At 57.4% G+C, this 17,025-nt stretch carries 15 protein-coding genes and 2 pseudogenes; 8 read left to right on the top strand and 9 right to left on the bottom strand.

All coding sequences use genetic code 11. The annotated features are described in order from the left end of the window. Positions 1-72 precede the first annotated feature (72 nt). Both C5J24_RS13145 and C5J24_RS13140 read left to right on the top strand, forming a co-directional pair. Positions 73-1,239, top strand: coding sequence for a pyridoxal phosphate-dependent aminotransferase (locus C5J24_RS13145; RefSeq protein ID WP_105418335.1), 1,167 nt, complete (start codon positions 73-75; stop codon positions 1,237-1,239). Continuing rightward, positions 1,236-2,165: an AEC family transporter gene (locus C5J24_RS13140; protein WP_105418333.1), complete on the top strand. Its 930-nt coding sequence runs from the start codon at positions 1,236-1,238 to the stop codon at positions 2,163-2,165. The genes C5J24_RS13145 and C5J24_RS13140 overlap by 4 nt, the downstream gene beginning before the upstream one ends. 410 nt (positions 2,166-2,575) lie before the next feature. On the opposite strand, the pseudogene C5J24_RS13135 reads toward C5J24_RS13140, so the two are convergent. Continuing rightward, positions 2,576-2,839: pseudogene (locus C5J24_RS13135) on the bottom strand (KUP/HAK/KT family potassium transporter); the annotation flags it as partial. 163 nt (positions 2,840-3,002) lie between these two features. After that, positions 3,003-3,950, bottom strand: coding sequence for an SDR family NAD(P)-dependent oxidoreductase (locus C5J24_RS13130; RefSeq protein WP_105418332.1), 948 nt, complete (start codon positions 3,948-3,950; stop codon positions 3,003-3,005). A 237-nt stretch (positions 3,951-4,187) separates the two neighbouring features. Between C5J24_RS13130 and C5J24_RS32360 the strand changes: the two are divergent. Together C5J24_RS32360 and C5J24_RS13120 are read left to right on the top strand one after the other, a co-directional pair. Further along, positions 4,188-4,615: pseudogene (locus tag C5J24_RS32360) on the top strand (IS21 family transposase); the annotation flags it as partial. Between the two features lie 169 nt (positions 4,616-4,784). Further along, positions 4,785-5,309, top strand: a complete 525-nt coding sequence (locus C5J24_RS13120) for a hypothetical protein (protein WP_172723948.1) — start codon at positions 4,785-4,787, stop codon at positions 5,307-5,309. Between the two features lie 440 nt (positions 5,310-5,749). Here C5J24_RS13120 and C5J24_RS13115 read toward each other — a convergent pair whose 3' ends face one another. From C5J24_RS13115 to C5J24_RS13105, 3 genes are read right to left on the bottom strand one after another with little or no spacing between them, the layout of a single operon-like run. Then, positions 5,750-6,610, bottom strand: coding sequence for a TniQ family protein (locus tag C5J24_RS13115; RefSeq protein WP_245437498.1), 861 nt, complete (start codon positions 6,608-6,610; stop codon positions 5,750-5,752). Then, entirely contained in the window at positions 6,607-7,488 is an 882-nt protein-coding gene (locus tag C5J24_RS13110; RefSeq protein WP_105418326.1) for a TniB family NTP-binding protein, read from the bottom strand. The genes C5J24_RS13115 and C5J24_RS13110 overlap by 4 nt, the downstream gene beginning before the upstream one ends. Positions 7,489-7,494: 6 nt before the next feature. Continuing rightward, positions 7,495-9,111, bottom strand: coding sequence for a Mu transposase C-terminal domain-containing protein (locus C5J24_RS13105; protein WP_105418324.1), 1,617 nt, complete (start codon positions 9,109-9,111; stop codon positions 7,495-7,497). Positions 9,112-9,254: 143 nt separating this feature from the next. Here C5J24_RS13105 and C5J24_RS31835 point away from each other — a divergent pair, with 143 nt between their 5' ends. Next, entirely contained in the window at positions 9,255-9,419 is a 165-nt protein-coding gene (locus tag C5J24_RS31835) for a hypothetical protein (RefSeq protein WP_172723947.1), read from the top strand. A gap of 20 nt (positions 9,420-9,439) precedes the next feature. Here the strand turns inward: C5J24_RS31835 and C5J24_RS13100 are convergent, their stop codons facing one another. The 3 genes from C5J24_RS13100 to C5J24_RS13090 are packed head-to-tail and all read right to left on the bottom strand — an operon-like array spanning position 9,440 to position 12,370. Then, the gene (locus tag C5J24_RS13100) at positions 9,440-9,655 is read right to left on the bottom strand and encodes a hypothetical protein (protein ID WP_105404641.1); all 216 of its coding nucleotides are present in this window, start codon (positions 9,653-9,655) and stop codon (positions 9,440-9,442) included. Positions 9,656-9,674: 19 nt separating this feature from the next. After that, positions 9,675-11,315 (bottom strand): iron ABC transporter permease, encoded by a 1,641-nt coding sequence (locus tag C5J24_RS13095; protein WP_105404642.1) that lies wholly within the window; start codon positions 11,313-11,315, stop codon positions 9,675-9,677. Positions 11,316-11,317: 2 nt separating this feature from the next. Next, on the bottom strand, positions 11,318-12,370 hold the full coding sequence (locus C5J24_RS13090) for an ABC transporter ATP-binding protein (RefSeq protein WP_205412899.1): 1,053 nt from the start codon (positions 12,368-12,370) through the stop codon (positions 11,318-11,320). Between the two features lie 131 nt (positions 12,371-12,501). On the opposite strand from C5J24_RS13090, the gene C5J24_RS13085 reads away from it, so the two are divergent. The 3 genes from C5J24_RS13085 (at position 12,502) to C5J24_RS13075 (ending at position 15,473) form a co-directional block, all read left to right on the top strand. Next, positions 12,502-13,491: an extracellular solute-binding protein gene (locus C5J24_RS13085; RefSeq protein WP_172723946.1), complete on the top strand. Its 990-nt coding sequence runs from the start codon at positions 12,502-12,504 to the stop codon at positions 13,489-13,491. A 147-nt stretch (positions 13,492-13,638) separates the two neighbouring features. Then, a complete protein-coding gene (locus tag C5J24_RS13080) occupies positions 13,639-14,655 on the top strand; it encodes a protein phosphatase 2C domain-containing protein (RefSeq protein ID WP_172723945.1) in 1,017 nt (338 codons plus the stop codon). After that, entirely contained in the window at positions 14,652-15,473 is an 822-nt protein-coding gene (locus C5J24_RS13075; protein ID WP_105404646.1) for a DeoR/GlpR family DNA-binding transcription regulator, read from the top strand. The genes C5J24_RS13080 and C5J24_RS13075 overlap by 4 nt, the downstream gene beginning before the upstream one ends. A gap of 392 nt (positions 15,474-15,865) precedes the next feature. Here C5J24_RS13075 and C5J24_RS13070 read toward each other — a convergent pair whose 3' ends face one another. After that, the gene (locus C5J24_RS13070; RefSeq protein ID WP_105404699.1) at positions 15,866-16,957 is read right to left on the bottom strand and encodes a 4-oxalomesaconate tautomerase; all 1,092 of its coding nucleotides are present in this window, start codon (positions 16,955-16,957) and stop codon (positions 15,866-15,868) included. Between the last annotated feature and the right edge of the window lie 68 nt (positions 16,958-17,025).

The raw sequence follows: 17,025 nt of genomic DNA, 5'->3' as shown, positions 1-17,025 counted from the left end.
TAAGAATTATTCCTTCTTGGTCAGAACCGGTAAGTCATCTGTCTAACCCTATAAAAAGAGGCCGGTATCCCGATGACCAATGACGCCCCGACGGTAAAGAACTTTGGCAAAGGGTCTCCCATCCTTGCCATGGCGAAACGGGCTGCCGAGCTGCGCTTAGGCGGTCGAGACATCGTTGATCTCACTCTCGGCGAGCCCGATTTCGCCCCACCGTCTCATATCGCGGACGCGGCCATCAATGCAGCCCGCCGTCCGCTGGGCTACACACCCTCCAACGGGATTTCAGCTCTGCGCAATGCCGCCCGGCAAGCAATCGCTCGTGACCGCGGTCTCCACTACGCCGACAGCGAGGTTGCTGTCGGGTGTGGTGCCAAGCAGGTTATCTTCAACGCCTTTCTGGCGACTATCAAAGCCGGCGACGAAGTCATTGTGCCAACACCTTATTGGGCGAGTTATCCGGACATGATCCGGCTGTGCGGCGGCACGCCGGTCAACATTGTGTGTCCGGCCGAACACGGCTTCCGTCTTTCGCCTTCAACACTGGCTGGCGCGATTACGCAGAAGACACGGTGGGTGGTTCTCAATTCGCCAGGCAACCCGTCAGGCGCTGTCTACGGCCGCGAAGAGATGGCAGCGCTCGCGGACGTGCTGCGCGACCAACCGCATGTCCTCATCTTGTCCGATGAGATCTATGCCCACATCCTCTATACCGATAGAACCTATATGAGCATAGCCGCCGTCGCGCCGGATCTTCGTGACCGTATCCTCCTCGTCGACGGCGTGTCGAAAGCCTACGCAATGACCGGCTGGCGGGTTGGATGGGGTTTCGGCCCCGAGACACTCATCTCTGAAATCAACGCGATAGAGGGGCAGAACTGCACACAGACCGCGACTTTGAGCCAGATCGCGGCAGTGGCGGCTCTGGAAGGTCCCCAGGACGTCCTTGCCGAACGCAACGCGATCTATCGCCAACGCAGAGACGCAGCCCACACGGTTCTCTCCGGGAGCGCCGCTCTCGATGTTCCAGTCCCGGACGGAGCGTTCTATCTGTTCCCGCGTCTTGTCGCTCAATCCAACGATGTGGCGGTCGCCGACCTTTTGCTTGAGGCGGGCGTTGCTACCGTTCCAGGCAGCGCCTTTGGTGCACCCGGTCATCTGCGTCTTTCGTTCGCGACAGACACCGCCACGCTTGAAGAAGGCTGCCGCCGTATCGTCAAGTCACTGGAAGAAATCGCATGACCACCGATGTTCTTTTGGCTCTGCTGCCCATCGTCATCCTGATATTACTCGGGTTTCTTCTGCGTCATCGTCGTTTCCTCGATGAGGGGTTTTGGGGGCAGGCCGAACGCCTCGGTTACTACGTCCTGTTGCCCTGCCTCTTTTTTCACGGTCTGACAACAGCCCGTCTGGATGCGCTTCCCGTTAGCGATCTTGCCCTAACGCTGATCTTTTCGACACTCGGCGTCGCCGCTTTGGTCATCGCGTTGCGTCCGCTGATGGGGGTAGACGGTGCAGGCTTTACGTCGGTGTTCCAGGGCAGCGTGCGCTTCAATAACTATGTCGGTGTGACTTTAGCGTCCGGCCTGTTCGGGGCAAAGGGGATTGCTCTTGCGGCGATCTGTAACGCCGCCATCGTGCCCACGGTCAACATTCTCTGCGTTCTGGTGTTTTCCCGGCTCGGCTCCGCAAAACTGAGTTGGCGTGGCATCCTCAAACAGCTTTTGACGAACCCGCTGATCATTGCGTCTTTTGGTGGCATCATCTTTCAAATGCTAGGGCTTGGCCTACCGCCGGGAATTGAACCGGCGATGCGGACGCTTGGCGTCTCCTCCTTACCCCTTGGTCTTTTGTGTGTTGGAGCCGCCCTGGACTTCAGCGCTGCGCGGCAGTGGGTCGCCCCCGTGGCATGGTCCTCGACCATGAAGTTCGCGGCGATGCCGATTGCAACAGCCATCCTAGCCGCCGCAATTGGATTGGAGGGACCGGCACTGACGACGGCTCTTCTCTTCCAGGTTCTGCCGACAGCGTCCTCGGCCTATATCATGGCGCGACAACTTGGCGGCGACGCTCCCATGATGGCAGGCATCACTGCGACACAGACGGTTCTCGCCATGGTCGCAATACCGCTTGTGCTGGTCGGCATGTCGACGTGGTATGCGATATAGGTGGAGTTGAAGGCCGATATACCGCAGCAAAAGCTTCCCCCAGCACGATATTGCCACGTCGTGGTCCATCATCGGGTTCGGGCAAAATTGCGCTCCTATTGAAAGAGCGTCGACATTTCAGTTAATTCGAACAGTTCGCGCTGGTCCGACTGCAGTTTGAAGGACGCATTGGTCGCGATCGGTGACGCAGTCGGCGACTTCATCTGAATGACAAGGATTGCGCGATCGCCGGTGGCGATCGCGCCTAGTGTTTTCAGGCTGCCTCTCGAGGCGCAATCGTTGGCGTCGGTAGGGCGCGAACGTTCTTCTGGCTTGCCTCGTCGGTTGTGTCGACACCAAACGCCTGATTGTAGTTGCGATGGATTGCGTCCCTTTCCTCGTTGGTGAGGACATCCGCCGCAATCAGCCACGCCGTCGTTGTCGGCTCTTAGAAGGAACAGCACATACTTGAAAGTGACGATGATCGTCAGTGTCCAGATCATCAGCGAGATGAGCCCGATCACCTGGTCGGGCTCCACCCCGTTGGCAGTGAACGGGCGGAGCGACTCGCGGAACGCATAGAGCGGGCTGGTGCCGATATCACCACAGACCACGCCAACCGATCCGAGGAGGAGCACGAGAAACTTTCGTTTTTCCGACTGCGGGGCGCAAGCCGCGGCATAGGATGTGGTCATCGGTTCTCCGGGGGCCTCCTTCTATCACGGAGGCGAAATTTGGTGCATTGCAAAGGCACTCGTAAAGAGGGGTCGACAGGCCAGTACGAGGAAGAAGGTGAAGGTCAACCCGAACGTCCAGCAGCATCCCGAGGGGTGACGGGAGCCGCCAAACCGCCACCGATCACCTGGCCAATCGCAAGCGGTAAAGGTCTGAATGTCGCCCCATCCCCCTCACGCGGTTCTTCATGACTTCAAGATCGTCATCGGGGGCGATATAGCAACCACTCAGAGCGCGATAGCGGTCGGATACCAGCTTCGCAATCATGTCCAAGCTCTGCTGCACATCAACAACCTTGCCGGATTCCAGTTGCTCCTGGAACCAGGACACGACCTTTCCTTTGGGAGAGGCGGGATCAACGGCTGAGGGATCTTCTACCTCGGTAAGACCGATCGGCAGAAGCCCAGGGTGAAAGGCGAAGATCGACAGTCCGTGTCGGACGGTTTCGGCTGCCAAGTTCTCAGTCAACTTGATCAGGGCGCTTTTCGAAACGGCATATGCCGAACATGTTGGCCAGCGAAAGACCCCCGCATTGCTGGCAATATTAACGACGATACCTTCCCGGCGCTCGACCATGTGAGGCAGTACCGCGTGCGTGCACAGGAAAGCGCCCAAAAGATTCGTTTCGAACGTTTTCCACCAGTCGGCGCTATCGACTTGCCAAGCGTGATCAATTGGGCCGGTCTCGCCAGCATTGTTCACCAGCAAATCGACTGCACCGAAGGTCGCGGAGATTTGGTGAAAGGTTTCCGCGACAGCGTTCGCGTCCGAGACGTCACACACCAAAGGGAGCGCTTTACCACCTGCTTTTATGATCGTATGCGCGGTGTCGTCCAGTTTAGCTCCATTTCGGCCGACTACCACGACCCTGGCTCCACTCCGTCCGAATGTTTGCGCGATACGCCGGCCGAGGCCTCGGCTCGCGCCGGTTACAATTGCAACACGACCCTCAAGGTTTAGCGAGGATGCACCCTCAGGGGCGCCGGCCGGGTAGGCGGGAGGTGCAAAGGTCGCACCTTCATTCGTCTGTGAAGACGCCAAATCAATTTTTCTCGTCAATGGTTTGCTCATTTCTATGGAAGTCGATGAACGCTTGCGAGCCCCACGAAAGCACGGACGTTCTTGCCCTGCAATTCCTCCGCTGTGGGAGACTGGTTGCAGCTGTAATATCAGGAAATCTGCAAAAGAAATTGCAACAGGGCCGATACAACTGCTGCAATCCGAGGCGGATTTCTGATATGAGCGAGAAGGCAACCATTGCCGAAGACTGGCGCTCGGAAAGGCGAGATTGACGATTTGTAGCGGCCAAATGTCTGGCTACTCGATAAATGCGCTGTCTGTGCCAAGATCCAGAGCCACCCGGAACAGACGACCTGGCAGATGTTCGAAGCGGAGCGCAGGAGCCTCGTGCATCATGTCGGTCCATTCGACGGGTTCCATTGCGTTCTGGCCTCTGTGTCGAAGACATGCGCGGTCCGCTTCGACAACAACAAAATACTCAGTCCTGTCGACTGCCGCCGGCCGCTCTGTCGAGGTCCACGTCAATGCTGATCGTATCGTCGTCAAGCAGGACGGCGTGACGGTCGCCGAGCTTCGGCGCAGCTTCGGCCGCGGCGACACCGTCTATAATCCTGGCACTGTGTTCCAGGCACTATGTTCCAGTCCTGGCTCCCAAACCCGGCGCTCTACGGTACGGCGTTCCGATCCGGGAATGGGTTCTGCCAGCCGCGATGGAGGGGTCGATGATGGTGGCCGGCACTGGCCTGAACCTGAATGATGGGAATATGAGCGCGAGCTATATCTACACCCTGAAGAAGATGATTAGGGGGTGCTTGTAGCGCCCCCAGTTTATACTATTCTGGTTGTTGCGGTGGTCGCGATTGTCGTGTTTGTCAGGGGGAAGAGATGTCGGATTGGTTTAAGGGAGAATGGATGTGCCGAACTCCAAGTGCTGAGCCGGGATACAAGGGGCTACGAAGCTTGTATTTCAAAATACCGATCGCAGCGGTTGGGCAACAAATTATCTTAAAGACAGCAGGAAGGTTTGAATACTATAAAAGAGGGGGCGCTTTTTGCCTACAAGACTACGTCAATGCGTGGTCTGGAACCATCACGTCCCTCAACGACACTGAGCTTGGTTGGGATGTCACCGTTGCTTATCAAACCATACGAATAGATTCGTGCCATGACGGTATTGGGAAACCGGGGGCTAGGCAGATTGGAAAATTGGCCAAGGTCTCTGATACGCAGATGATAATTAAGGGTAGTCCCTACGACCTCCTTTCTCGATACAATTCAGGTGGCGATCCTATGTCCTTCGATTTCTCGATGGACCTAAATGCGGTGGATGCGACAGGTTTGGATTTAGAAATACCAGTTGAGTTCAGCTGGGACAGGGTTTTTCCCAAGAGAGTAACAGCCGACGAATGAGTGCGTTGAGGCATCCGACCCGGATATATTCATGAGGCCATGACGTCGAAAAGAACGTGACCCCGGCACGGACAAAACAGGCTTGACTAAGTCCCGCAATTGAAGGGCCGATTGACACTCTCTCGGCCCCTGTTTCGTCAGGTCCACATAAAATTGCGTTCACCGGCAAGTTCGCTGTCGAACGGCTTCGGCTACGGATCGTTTGCCACTGCGACCCTCGGCATGTACGGGAATTTACCGATGCGCCAACAACTCAGATCATCCCACCCCCGTCAAGACACATTGGCTGGGTTAGGCGCGATGGGCAATGACACGTTCAGCGTTCGAACCGCTCCAGCATCCTCTTCAGTTGCGCATTTGTCGTTTGGCAGTTAACGGTGAGATTGCGGTCGTTGTTTTCCCATTTGGCACTTTATTCGAGATTCTACCGGCCAAGAATCTCAAATTAAGTGCAACTGTGACGATCCAAGCGACTGACGCGAACAGTCTAAGACCTCTTCTATAGCGCTGTCGAAGCGGGCTTTGTTCTCACCAATCATATGGCCACTCAGCATGCGAAGCATTTCGGGCCCGGCATGCTGGACAATGGCGACACCTGCCAAGAGGGCAGGGCGCAAATACATGGGCAAGATCGGGCTTGCCGGACTCGGAAGTTTGATTTCCATCTGCATAACTTCGTCGAGATCAGGAATGATGACACCGAGCACCCTATAGACCGACGGTTTGTAACCGGGCGGCGACTTCGGAACGCGCCGCATTAGCAGGAGACGGGCAATCTCACTTGGCGATACCCAGTTTTGGATACCGTGCTCAGCCTCGTTATCGAGCGTTTCTTCTCCTATCAGTGCTGCATGGTGGTAGCCGCTGAAGGGAGCGGGACCATTACGCCCGCCAATTGTTTGCAGTGTGCCTCCGCAAAGCGAGCAGGTGATCCGCCAGCCTAAGAGTTGGCTTCGGAGGATGACGGGCAATCCGTCGGCCGTTCGGCGGCAGGTAGAGCATGATTGTCGAGGCTCGCTTGCGATCATTCGCCGTGATGGCTGTGGAACATCCGAGAACGTCATGCGGCGAACCGTAGTGGGCTCGATCGAGAATATGTGGGCGATGCGGACGACCTGATCTTCAGTGAGGTTCAGATCAGCGGCGCGTAACGACAGCAATTCTGGAAGGCAATGCTGAAGCATGGCCAAAGGAGAGATCGCATAGAATGCTGCATGTCGGGCGATCCACGACGACAAAAGCTCATCGGCGCACGGAGCCAGCCTTACCGGCAGTCGCTGTTCGCATAAGGCCGTCTTCACGCGAACGCTGCGTCGGCGTCGAATTCTGGCTCCCATTTCTCAATGGCTTCGTCAGTAATCCGCTCTCTTCCGCTTTCGATTGCCTCGATGGCCAGTGAGTTGACGATGTGGAAGATGTTAGCAGTGATGCCTTCCGTGACTTGCAGTATTCGCCGCAATGATCTCGCGGTCAACACCGATGGGTGCCGCAATGGAGTATTGCGCAGTATCAAGGCGACCAACATTTCGAATTGCTCATTTGCAGCCCAGCGGCTCAGCGTGAGCTGGTCGAAGCGACGCGCCAACTGGACATCGCCACCAATGGCCTCACGCGCGTCGTTGACGCCGAAGCAGACGAGGGAGACCTGGAGGCGGTTGCTGAGAAAGCGCAAGGTATTTAATACGATGCGCTGCTCGCGATAGGTCCCGGCGAGAATGTTGTGCACCTCGTCGATCACTAAAACCTGCACGCCAATCGCTTCCATGATCCGCAGTGCCGCTTGCTCCATCTGAGCAATATCGGCACGCGGTCGCTGCGGTGCGCCGAGCAGGGTCAAAAGTTCGGCGTAAAACCGCCGTTCGCCAGGCCGGCTGGTCATCTCCATCGCCAGAACCGGTGTCTTTAGCTTGCCGGTAATCGGGTTAAAGCTTGGTGGGTGCTGGTCACGGAAGCGCTTCATGATCATCGTTTTGCCCATGCCGCTGTCGCCATAAATGGCGAGCGACGGCATTCGCGTCCCACGTGGATGATCGACCAAAAGGTTAAGGCGATCGAGAACCTGCTTGGCACGCGGGTAAATGAGCCAGCGACGTGATCTTATGGCGCGGATCCGCTGGTTGTCTGCCTCACCGAGCAGTGCCGCTGCGGTCACAGTCAGGTGGGAGATTTCTGTGTTCATGCCAGCTCACTCCATGTCCTCGTCGAAAGCCACAGGTTTGCTGGAGTCGATCCCCCGAAGCGAGCCCCAACCGCTGTCATCCACTTTCGTTTTTGAGCTGGCAGCGCGGCCTCGTCGTACTGTCGCTGTCGCCTTCACCGCCGCATCCACCAGCTTGCGTTGTTCGATCGCTGTTCCAACGATCGTGCGGGTGTTGACCTCTCGTCGCCCTTTCGCCAGCAGAGTACGCCTCGCAGCCAATGCTTCGTGCAGCGTTACCGAAGCTAGGGTGAGATCGGCGTAACGTGCTTCCACGAAGCTGCCCGATGGTCGCCGCACGAAGACACGAGACATATCCCTTGGGTCGTATTTGACGAGAAGCCGGCGATTTGCAGTCCCGACGTCGGCACTCAGGGCTGCCGCCCAATAGCGCATTCCAAAGAGATGGATCCCGGTTGGCTGCAATGTACGCTCCTGCTCGGGCAGGAATGTCAGCCAAAATCGCATTCGGTCCTGCGGCAAGCGGAGCGGAATTTCACCCTCGTACTCACGCCACACCGCGATGGGCGGGCGGCCCAAAGTGCGGTGGATTGAGTGATGGTAGTTACCGACAATGTCGAGGGCGATGTATCGCTCAAGTTCGCGGAGTGTCAGCGCCGAATGCCGCTTCGAATCGTATTCGCCAAGCTCCTGTGCATTGCTGAAAGTAGTGCCGGGTAGCAAGTGGAGCCTTCCCATTTGGGTGCCGATCAGCCGCTCGATATGTCCGCCGAAGCGCGGTTCACCAGGTGGTCGCCAGTCGATCGCTACGCCAGCATCGTCGCACCCCCTCTTAAAAGCGCGGCTCCTGAAGTCGCTGCCGTTGTCGACATGTAGTGTCTCAGGGAGGCCGGCGACCGGCCATGGCTCGTTGATCTCGCGCTCTCGTAACCAAGGCGATTTGTCAAAGACGGAGTGTAGTAAACACAGACTGGTCGAAAGTCGGGAGGGGACGTCCATCGTGAGGTAGAACCCTGTCACCATCCGACTGCAGACATCCATTGCCAGAGTTAGCCAAGGCCTTCCGATGGGTAGACGCGTCTCCTCGTCGACGACAAAGATATCTGCTTTCGTATGGTCGACTTGGACGATCTGGAGTGGGCGCGAGGCCGTAAGCCCTCCCGGCACGGCCGTTGTCCGCTTCACGATCTCGGATTCGCCCCGTCGTTTGGCGCGCTTGTGAAGGTTGATCTCCTGGAGACGAGTTTCGATCGTCCGGCGATGTGGCGGCTTTAGCCCCGCAGAGAGGCAGCTCGTTCGGATATCCCGAACTAATTGAGAGATGCCTGGGCGGTTCTTTGTCAGATAATACCGATTTATCGTGGCGCGGATGATTTCTTCTCGGCCTTTGTCGAGCACCCGTCGACCGTCAGGACGGCCCGGTTTCCGCTCCACCAGCGACATCACCGTTCCCCCACCCCGAAATAGCTTGATAAGACGGAATGCAGTTGCCCGACTGACTCCAAGTTCGACAGCAAGCAGCGCCATATCCCCGGAAGTTACATCGCCAGATCGGCGCTTAAGAAACTCTCGGATTGCCTCGGCGCGTCGACACGCCTCGTTCCAAAGCGTTTCGTCAATATCGTCTGGGAATTGAGCATCCATCCTGAAGCACCGCAGATTTCATCAACGAATGGATCTCACATTAAGTGCTAAAATCCAAGGGGCAGTCTCAAATTAAGTGCTAAGTCTCAGATTAAGTGCCGAGCTAACTTCTTGAAGTTGTTGGGGAGGAATCTCACGATTAAATGCAAACCGACAGGCGGTGGCGGCTCGTTCGGGAGCCTGACCCGAACAAGCGCGGCGGCGTGCTAAAAGGCTGCGGCCTGGTCCGTAGCCTCGACGTATCGACCGGAATGGTCGTCCAGGCTTTCCGTATTTTCGCCGAAGCGCCGCTGCGCCACCAGACGTAATTTCATGCGAAAGTGCCGGGTCAGCGTCTCTCCGGCATCTCCTTTGATAAAAGTTGTGCAAGCTGCGTCTGGGAAAGCACGCGTTTGCGACGCAGCTGGGCGGCCAGTTCAAGCGCCTGTCTGCCGACATCGCTAGCAATTGCCTGGCCTTCGCTGGAACACCAGATCTCGACCGCTCCCATCACATCTTCAAGCTCTTGATCGGAGAGGGTTAGAAGCCACTTGATATGCATCATCGGATCCTGCGGGCCTCCGCTATAGGAGCGCCTGTTCGTTCCTGCCCAGGAAGCGGAAGGCGATATAGACGGCCACGCCGCTCAGGAGAAGCAGGATGCTCGCCATCGCCGCGGCAGTCCCGAAATCCCCGTCGAGGATCAGCAGGTAGATGCGCACAGGCATGGTCACGGTACTGCCGACATAGAGGACCAGCGAGGAGGAGAGTTCGTTGATCGCTGTCACGAAGCTCAGCATGCCGCCAGCGATGATACCGGGAATGATCAATGGAACCGTGATGCGAATGAACGCCTGAAACGGGCTGTATCCGAGCGATATGGCTGCTTCTTCCATGCTCGGCGAGATCTGCCGCAGCGACGACGCCGTCGTTCGGACGGCATAGGGCAGGCGGCGGATGAAGATCGACAAGATGATGATTGCAGCCGTTCCCGTGAGCACGATCGGGCCCGTGTTGAAGATCGCGATATAGGCGATGCCGATGACGATCCCGGGCATGACATAGGGGATCATGAAAGCCGCATCGAGAAGCGAGGTGTTAAGCGTCGTGCGACGCGCAACATAGACGCCGACGATCGTTCCGACCAGCACGATCAGGATGACGGCGACCACGGAGAAGGTCAGTGAATTGCGCACGACATCACCGAGGTTGAACAGGATGCGGGCGTAACTCTGCAGCCCGAAGCCCGGCTGGAAGACGGGGCCATTGGTCAGTCGGAAGGAATAGATGATGGAGATGATGACGGGCAGCGCGCCAAGCAGGCCGATCAGGTAGACGGCGACATGAGCCGCCACGTTGCGCCAGCCTTTCAGCCGGATCCTGATCGGCTTGTTGATCATGTTGCCGTGGTAGACGTTGCGCCGCGACATGTAGCGTTGCAAGAAGACGAACAGCATCGAGACGACGATCAGCACGACGCTGATGGTCGTTGCCATCGACATGTTCGAGCCGACCTCGGCTGAATAGAGGGTGAAGGCTTCGGTGGCGAGCACTGTATATCCGCGGCCGAGCAGGCGGGGCGTGCCGAAGTCGGCGATCGCATGGATGAAGGCAAGCAGCCCGCCCGCCGACAGCGCCGGAAACACCATCGGGAACGAGATCCTGAACGTGCGCTGCCAGGGCGTCAGTCCAAGCCCTTCGGCTGCTTCCTCCAGCGATCGGTTAACGTTGGAAAGCGCGCCGGAAACCATCAGGTAGACGTAAGGGTAGAACTTCAGCGAGAAAACGACCAGAATTCCGCCAAGGCCATAGATCGGCGGCATCTGGATGCCGATCTCGCGCAGCCCGCTTCGGACGAGGCCACCGGCGCCGAAGAGCACGATCCAGGAATAGGCGCCGATGAAGGGCGGCGAGACGAGAGCGAGGATCGCCAGTAGCGATACGAAGCGTCCGCCGAAGATCACGAAGCGTGATACGCAGAAAGCCATAATCGAGCCGAGCAGCAGCGCTCCGGCCAGACCGCCGAAACCGACGACGAGCGTGTTCAGCAGCGCCCTGTGAAAGCGCGTCTCTGTGAGGAAGGTGAGATAGTTGCCGAACGTGAAATCACCGGCAGGGTCGTAAAGGCTCGATACCAGAACGGTGCCGACTGGGAGCAGGAGGAGAAGAGCGAGCAGGATCCAGGTGAAGATCGCGACGCCGGACCAGAAATTCAAGCGCGACATGGCTATCCTCCGATCGCGATGCGCTTGCCGGCGGAATCGAAGCCCATGAGAGCCTCGCGCGGTACAAGCACGGAAACGGGTTCACCGGCATGTTGTCCGGCACTCCTCCCGGGGTTCGAGATGTGAACAACGAGATCGCCGACACCGGTCTCGACCAGAACATGGGCTTCACGGCCAAGATAGGTGTATTTTCTGACTGTGCCACTGAGGGCGAATCCGCTGCCAAGCGATTCGGCCGCGCCATCGGCAAGCACAAGTCGCTCAGGGCGGATCGTCCACGTTTCTCCCGCCACGTCGCCAAGACTGACAGACCGCAGCAATCGGCTGAGTTCGGTACCGTTCTTGAACTTGTTCAGCGTGCCAACAAAGTTCGCGACGAACAACGTTTGCGGATTGCCGTAAATATCCTGCGGGCTGCCGACCTGTTCTACATGGCCGCCGCTCATCACGCAGATGCGGTCGGATATCGCCAGCGCTTCTTCCTGGTCATGCGTGACATAGATCGCGGCGATGTCGATCTGTTTCTGGATGTCGCGAATTTCCTCGCGCAGTTCAATGCGAAGCTTGGCATCGAGGTTGGAGAGAGGCTCGTCCATCAGCAACAGCCGCGGCTTGATCACCATCGCGCGTGCAATGCCGATGCGCTGCTGCTGGCCGCCGGACATGGCAGCCGGCATGCGCTCGGCAAGCGCCGAAAGACGAACGGTGGCCAGCGCCTCTTCGACACGGGCCTTGCGCTCCGCTTCGGCGACCTTTCGCGGCTTCAGGCCGAACGCGACATTCTCAAACACGCTGAGGTGCGGAAACACCGCATAGTCCTGGAAGACCATGCCGATGTCGCGCTGGTGCGGGGGAACTTTGCGCAGATCGGTGCCGGCAAGAGTGATGTTGCCGATGGTTAGATCGCTGAAGCCCGCGATAGCGCGCAGCAAGGTCGTCTTTCCGCAACCGCTCGGACCCAGCAGGGTGAAAAACTCGCCCTTCTCGACGCTGACGGACACTTCATCCAGCGCTTTGAACGTCGGGGTGAATTGTTTCGTGGCCTTTTCGACCATCAGATATGCCATGCTTGGTTCCTCCCCACTGAGAGCGATAATGGCGCAAAATATTCGCATTGCAACATTCTCGAATGCGGCTCAGTATCGAAATGATCAGGAGGATGATCAAAAACGAACGGGAGGAAAGAATGGATATTCGTAGGCGAACACTATTAGCCGCGGCAACTCTGTTGGCCGCCAGTGCCGCATTCACCGGTGTTGCGACCGCGCAGCAAAAGCCAGTTGTCATTTACACAGCGCATATTTCGGCGATCGTCGATAAGCTGATCCCGGCTTTCGAGAAGGAAACCGGTCTGAAGGCGGAAGTCGTCAAGCTTGGTTCCGGAGATGTCGCCAAGCGTGCCAAGGCAGAAGCCGGCAAGCCTGCAGCGGACGTCATCTGGTCGATCTCCGGCAGCGTGCTGACGGAACTTGCTCTGATCCTCGAACCCTATGCTCCGAAGGATTTCGACAAGATCAATAAGAACCTGGTCGGCAGCCCGGCCTGGACGCCCTATACCAGCGTCGTCTACGTGTTGGCCGTCAATACCAGCATGACACCCCTAAAGGACGCACCGAAGAGCTGGTCCGATCTCGCCGATAGCAAATGGAAGGGGCAGATCGCATCCGCCCGCGCCGACAATTCCGGGTCTGCCCTGCAGCAGATGCAGGGTGTCCTAACAATCTTCGGCGATGATGGCTGGAACAAGTACAACCAGATCGCCAAGAATTTCGTCCTGACTGACAGTTCCGGCGCCGTATCGCGATACGTTGCCGACGGCGAGACCTCGCTTGGCCTCACGCTCGAAGACAACGCCTTGCAGTATGTCAGTGGCGGAGCGCCTGTTTCGATCGTGCATTTGACCGACGGCACAATCTTATCGCCGGACGGTGTGGCTTTGGTTAAGGGCGGTCCTAATGCGGAAGGCGGCAAGCGCTTCCTCGACTGGGCGCTCTCCAAGGCGACGCAAGAGACGCTGGTGAAGGAAATCGGCCGTCGCTCCGTGCGCACCGACGTTAACGGCCCTGCCGGCCTCCCGAACCTCACGGATCTAAAGATCGTCAGCCTTAGGACGATCGCCGATCTCGGCGGTCAGGAAGCTCTCCTCACGAAGTGGAGAACTGCCACGGGTCAGTAAATCGGTTTGAAATGCACGGCCTGCAGACACGAGTCGGCAGGCCGTTACGGCTGGAATTGCTGAGGGTGTTCTTCACCCTGTCAGTCAACAGTGCAAGCGGATCAACCCGTCGCTCAGCCGGCGGCAATCAATCGTGGATACATGAAAATGAAGCAAATCGAGGCTTTCACACTTGGGAAAAAAATTGGGCACCCCGACCTCAACGAAGACAGTATGGTCGTCATGCCTGACCTCGGTTATGCCGTCATCGACGGCGTTACGGATCGCAACGGGACGCGATATGGCGGCATGCTGTCGGGGCGTTTCGCCTCGCGGACCGTGCGGCACGCGCTTGAGCAACGTCTGCTCGACCATAAGGACGCGACGGGGTCTCCGTTCGAGAACGGAGGGCCGGAGGCGCTGATCGAATATCTGGCGAACGCAATTTATCGCGGCTACGTGGACAACAATGCGTTGGCGCTGGCCGAAGCGGACTGGAAGGTGCGGGCCGGCTGCACGCTGATGATTGCGCTGCACGACGGCGATTATTTGCAGGTCGTGGCCGTCGGTGACAGCGGCATACGGATCAATGGCTCTGAAGTTTTGCAGCCCCTGAAGCCGCTTGACGATGTAACAGCGATCCTTCGTCGGGAGGCGTGGTTGTTCTTCGAAGGCAGGGGGGCCTCGAAGGAAGACTGTGATCGCTTGGCGGCCCTGATGACGTGGCAAGGCACGCGCAATCAGCCCGTTGGTTCGGGCACGGCGATACCGGAGATCGTGCAGGCGATTGAGCATAAAGCGCTTGACGCATCCAGAGCCCGTCTCCCATCCGTACCCGAATGGGAAATTTTGGAGCTCATTGAGCACGGTATAGCCCACGGACAAGGCAATTTTCAGAACGTTACCGACCGCGTTCTTGGTTATGGTGGACTGGACGGCTTCAAGCTGCCGGCAAAGTTTATCGAAGCACGACGTTATCCGATTTCCGAAATCGATACGATCGAATTGTTTTCTGACGGATATTTCGAGCCTGGCTCGGAATTTGGCATTGCCTCTTGGGAGGAGGCGTTCGAGAAGGTCGAGCAAGAAGATCCATTCAAGATAGGGCGGTACATGAGTACGAAGGGCACGACGGACGTGCAATGGACGGATGATCGGACCTATGTTGGCGTGAGACTGAAATGAGCGGCAAGGCCTCGCCAAGAGCGGAGTCCCGGGAAATTGAGGGAAGCGGCGACAGCCCTCGTCGCTCCGGCCGGCAGGCCGCGATCCTGGAGGCGGTCCGGAGGAATGGATCTGCCTCCGTCAGTGAGCTGGCCAAGGAGTTCGGCGTCACCCAGCAGACCATTCGCCGTGACCTGAAAATACTGAATGACAACGGCTTGCTGCAGAAGGGTTTTGGGGGCGCCTTTGCGTCACCCGGCGTCGTTCAATATGGCCGAGGAGAACGGCAAAATCTTCTGGTGTCGGTTAAGAGGCGCCTTGTTCAGGCTCTAGAGCAGTTCGTTCAGCCGAATTCGACAATGTTCGTTGGACTTGGTACGACGTTCGATTCTTTGCACGAAATCTTAACCCGGCATCCGGGGGTGTTTATTGCGACTCCGAATCTGGAAGTTGCTTATAGCTGCGCCATGAAGACGGACGCCTCAGTCTACATTTACGGCGGGTATGTGCGTAGCAAGGATCCGACAGTGCTAACGGTACCTGATGGGAGTCGAGATCGCTTCAAGTTCGATATCGCTGTTTTGGGCGCGAGCGCAATTGATGAGGATGGGGCGGTGCTTGAATTCGATCCCCTCGAAGTCGAACTCGTGCATGCTATCCTTCCTCAATCTCGACAAATAATCCTTGTCGCGCACGAGGAGAAATTCGGCAAACGCGCGCCGCATAGAGTGACGAATCTCAACGCCGTCGATGTGCTCATCACCAATGGAGAAGCATTGTCGAGATTGACGTATGAAGCAGTACCTCAGGATTTGAAGGTGATTGTGCTTGACGCCTGAGTGTCGGCCGCGGTGCCTCTCAGGAGAAATACCGGGGCGATTGGCTCGCGGCTACCTTGGTATGTCATTGCTTCTCACGACAAGGAGCCTTTGGTCGACGGTTCACGTCCCTTCAAGGCAAAGTGCCTGTCGCCTTCATTTGATTGCTAAGCCGTGACCTCCAGATGGTCACTTGTGCAGACTCCAACGGACCAGCTGCGAGGTAATGCCCAACATGCAGCAGCGAAAAAATACGAGCAATCAGACTTTCAGAACCAGCAAAATTCAGTGTTGTAAAGGAGTCGGAATAGTAATCCGTTCGGATTCGCGCTCATGAGGGAGGGAACCAATGGGCACCTAAGCATCTAAAAGTTAAACTCATTTGGAGCCCAGCCGACGATCGCCTCTGACAATTACGCGACTTGGACCAGAGACCGGGCATACGGTTCCGAAGGAACCAGAATCCGTCCTTCGAACAGGCGTCGCGCCGTCCTCAGGATGCCTGCCACGGCGATCCCGTTGCGAAAGCTAAATCGCACGTCAATCTTCCCGCTAGGATGCTCAATACTCACGGTCGCTGGAGGGTTTTTGATCCCCCGGAGACCCGACACGAGGGTCCCTTCATGTAACGACGCCGTCGCAATTCCGACCGCGCCCGTACTCGCCAGGGCAGGGTGGCAGGTATGCGGCATTAGGTACCTTACGGAAAGATCTCCGCCTGATCGCGGTTGTGCGAGAAGTACCGGTTTTGGGATGACCCGATCGGCAACATCTCCCAGCCCCATTCGTTCACCGGCCGCCAGGCGTATAGACTCGATCCTTGCAAGCAGATCCATGTTCTGGTTGATCTCTGCTGCTGTCTCGTAACCCGTGGCACCGACGTCGGCGGCGAGCAGCAAAACCATGGGCATTGCCGCATTGATGCAGGTTACGGATACTCCACCGATCTCGTCAAGCTTTGCTCCGGTGGGGAAGAGATTGCCTGTGTCCGGATTACTCGCGTCCAGAAACGTGAGGGAAACGGGGGCTGCATTTCCCGGAACGCCATCGATTGATGCGTCTCCCTGATACGATACCCGTCCATTGGGCGTCTGCACTTCAGCTTCGATCAGCGTGTTGGTGTTTACGTTGTAGATTCTCACGACAGTAAGAGGTGACGAGGCTCGCATAAGGCCTGCTTCAATGGCAAAAGGGCCAACTGCCGCGAGCATGTTCCCGCAGTTGGGCGATGTATCCACGCGGCGCTCAAGTACGCTGACTTGGGCAAAAAGATACTCGACATCTGCATCTGGTCGATCTGAAGGACTTACTATGGCCACCTTACTGGTCACAGGGTTGGAACCGCCCACTCCGTCGATCTGTAGAGGATGTCCAGATCCCATCGCCGCAAGCAAGACCTCGTCGCGCGCAGCGATGTCGCCGGGTAGATCGTTGCTGAGAAAAAACGGCCCTTTAGAGGTGCCTCCCCTCATCAGAACACACGGGATGGCCATCAGGTCATTCATGTCGCGGGCAGTTCCTTTATTCAGCAAATCGCATCAATCGTTTCCGTTGTTGCAAAATGCGCTAGGCC

The sequence above is a fragment of the Neorhizobium sp. T25_27 genome, from assembly GCF_002968565.1.
Taxonomy (GTDB): domain Bacteria; phylum Pseudomonadota; class Alphaproteobacteria; order Rhizobiales; family Rhizobiaceae; genus Neorhizobium; species Neorhizobium tomejilense.
The sequence above is the reverse complement of the archived record's forward strand: the minus strand, read 5'-3'. Positions and strand labels throughout refer to the sequence as shown.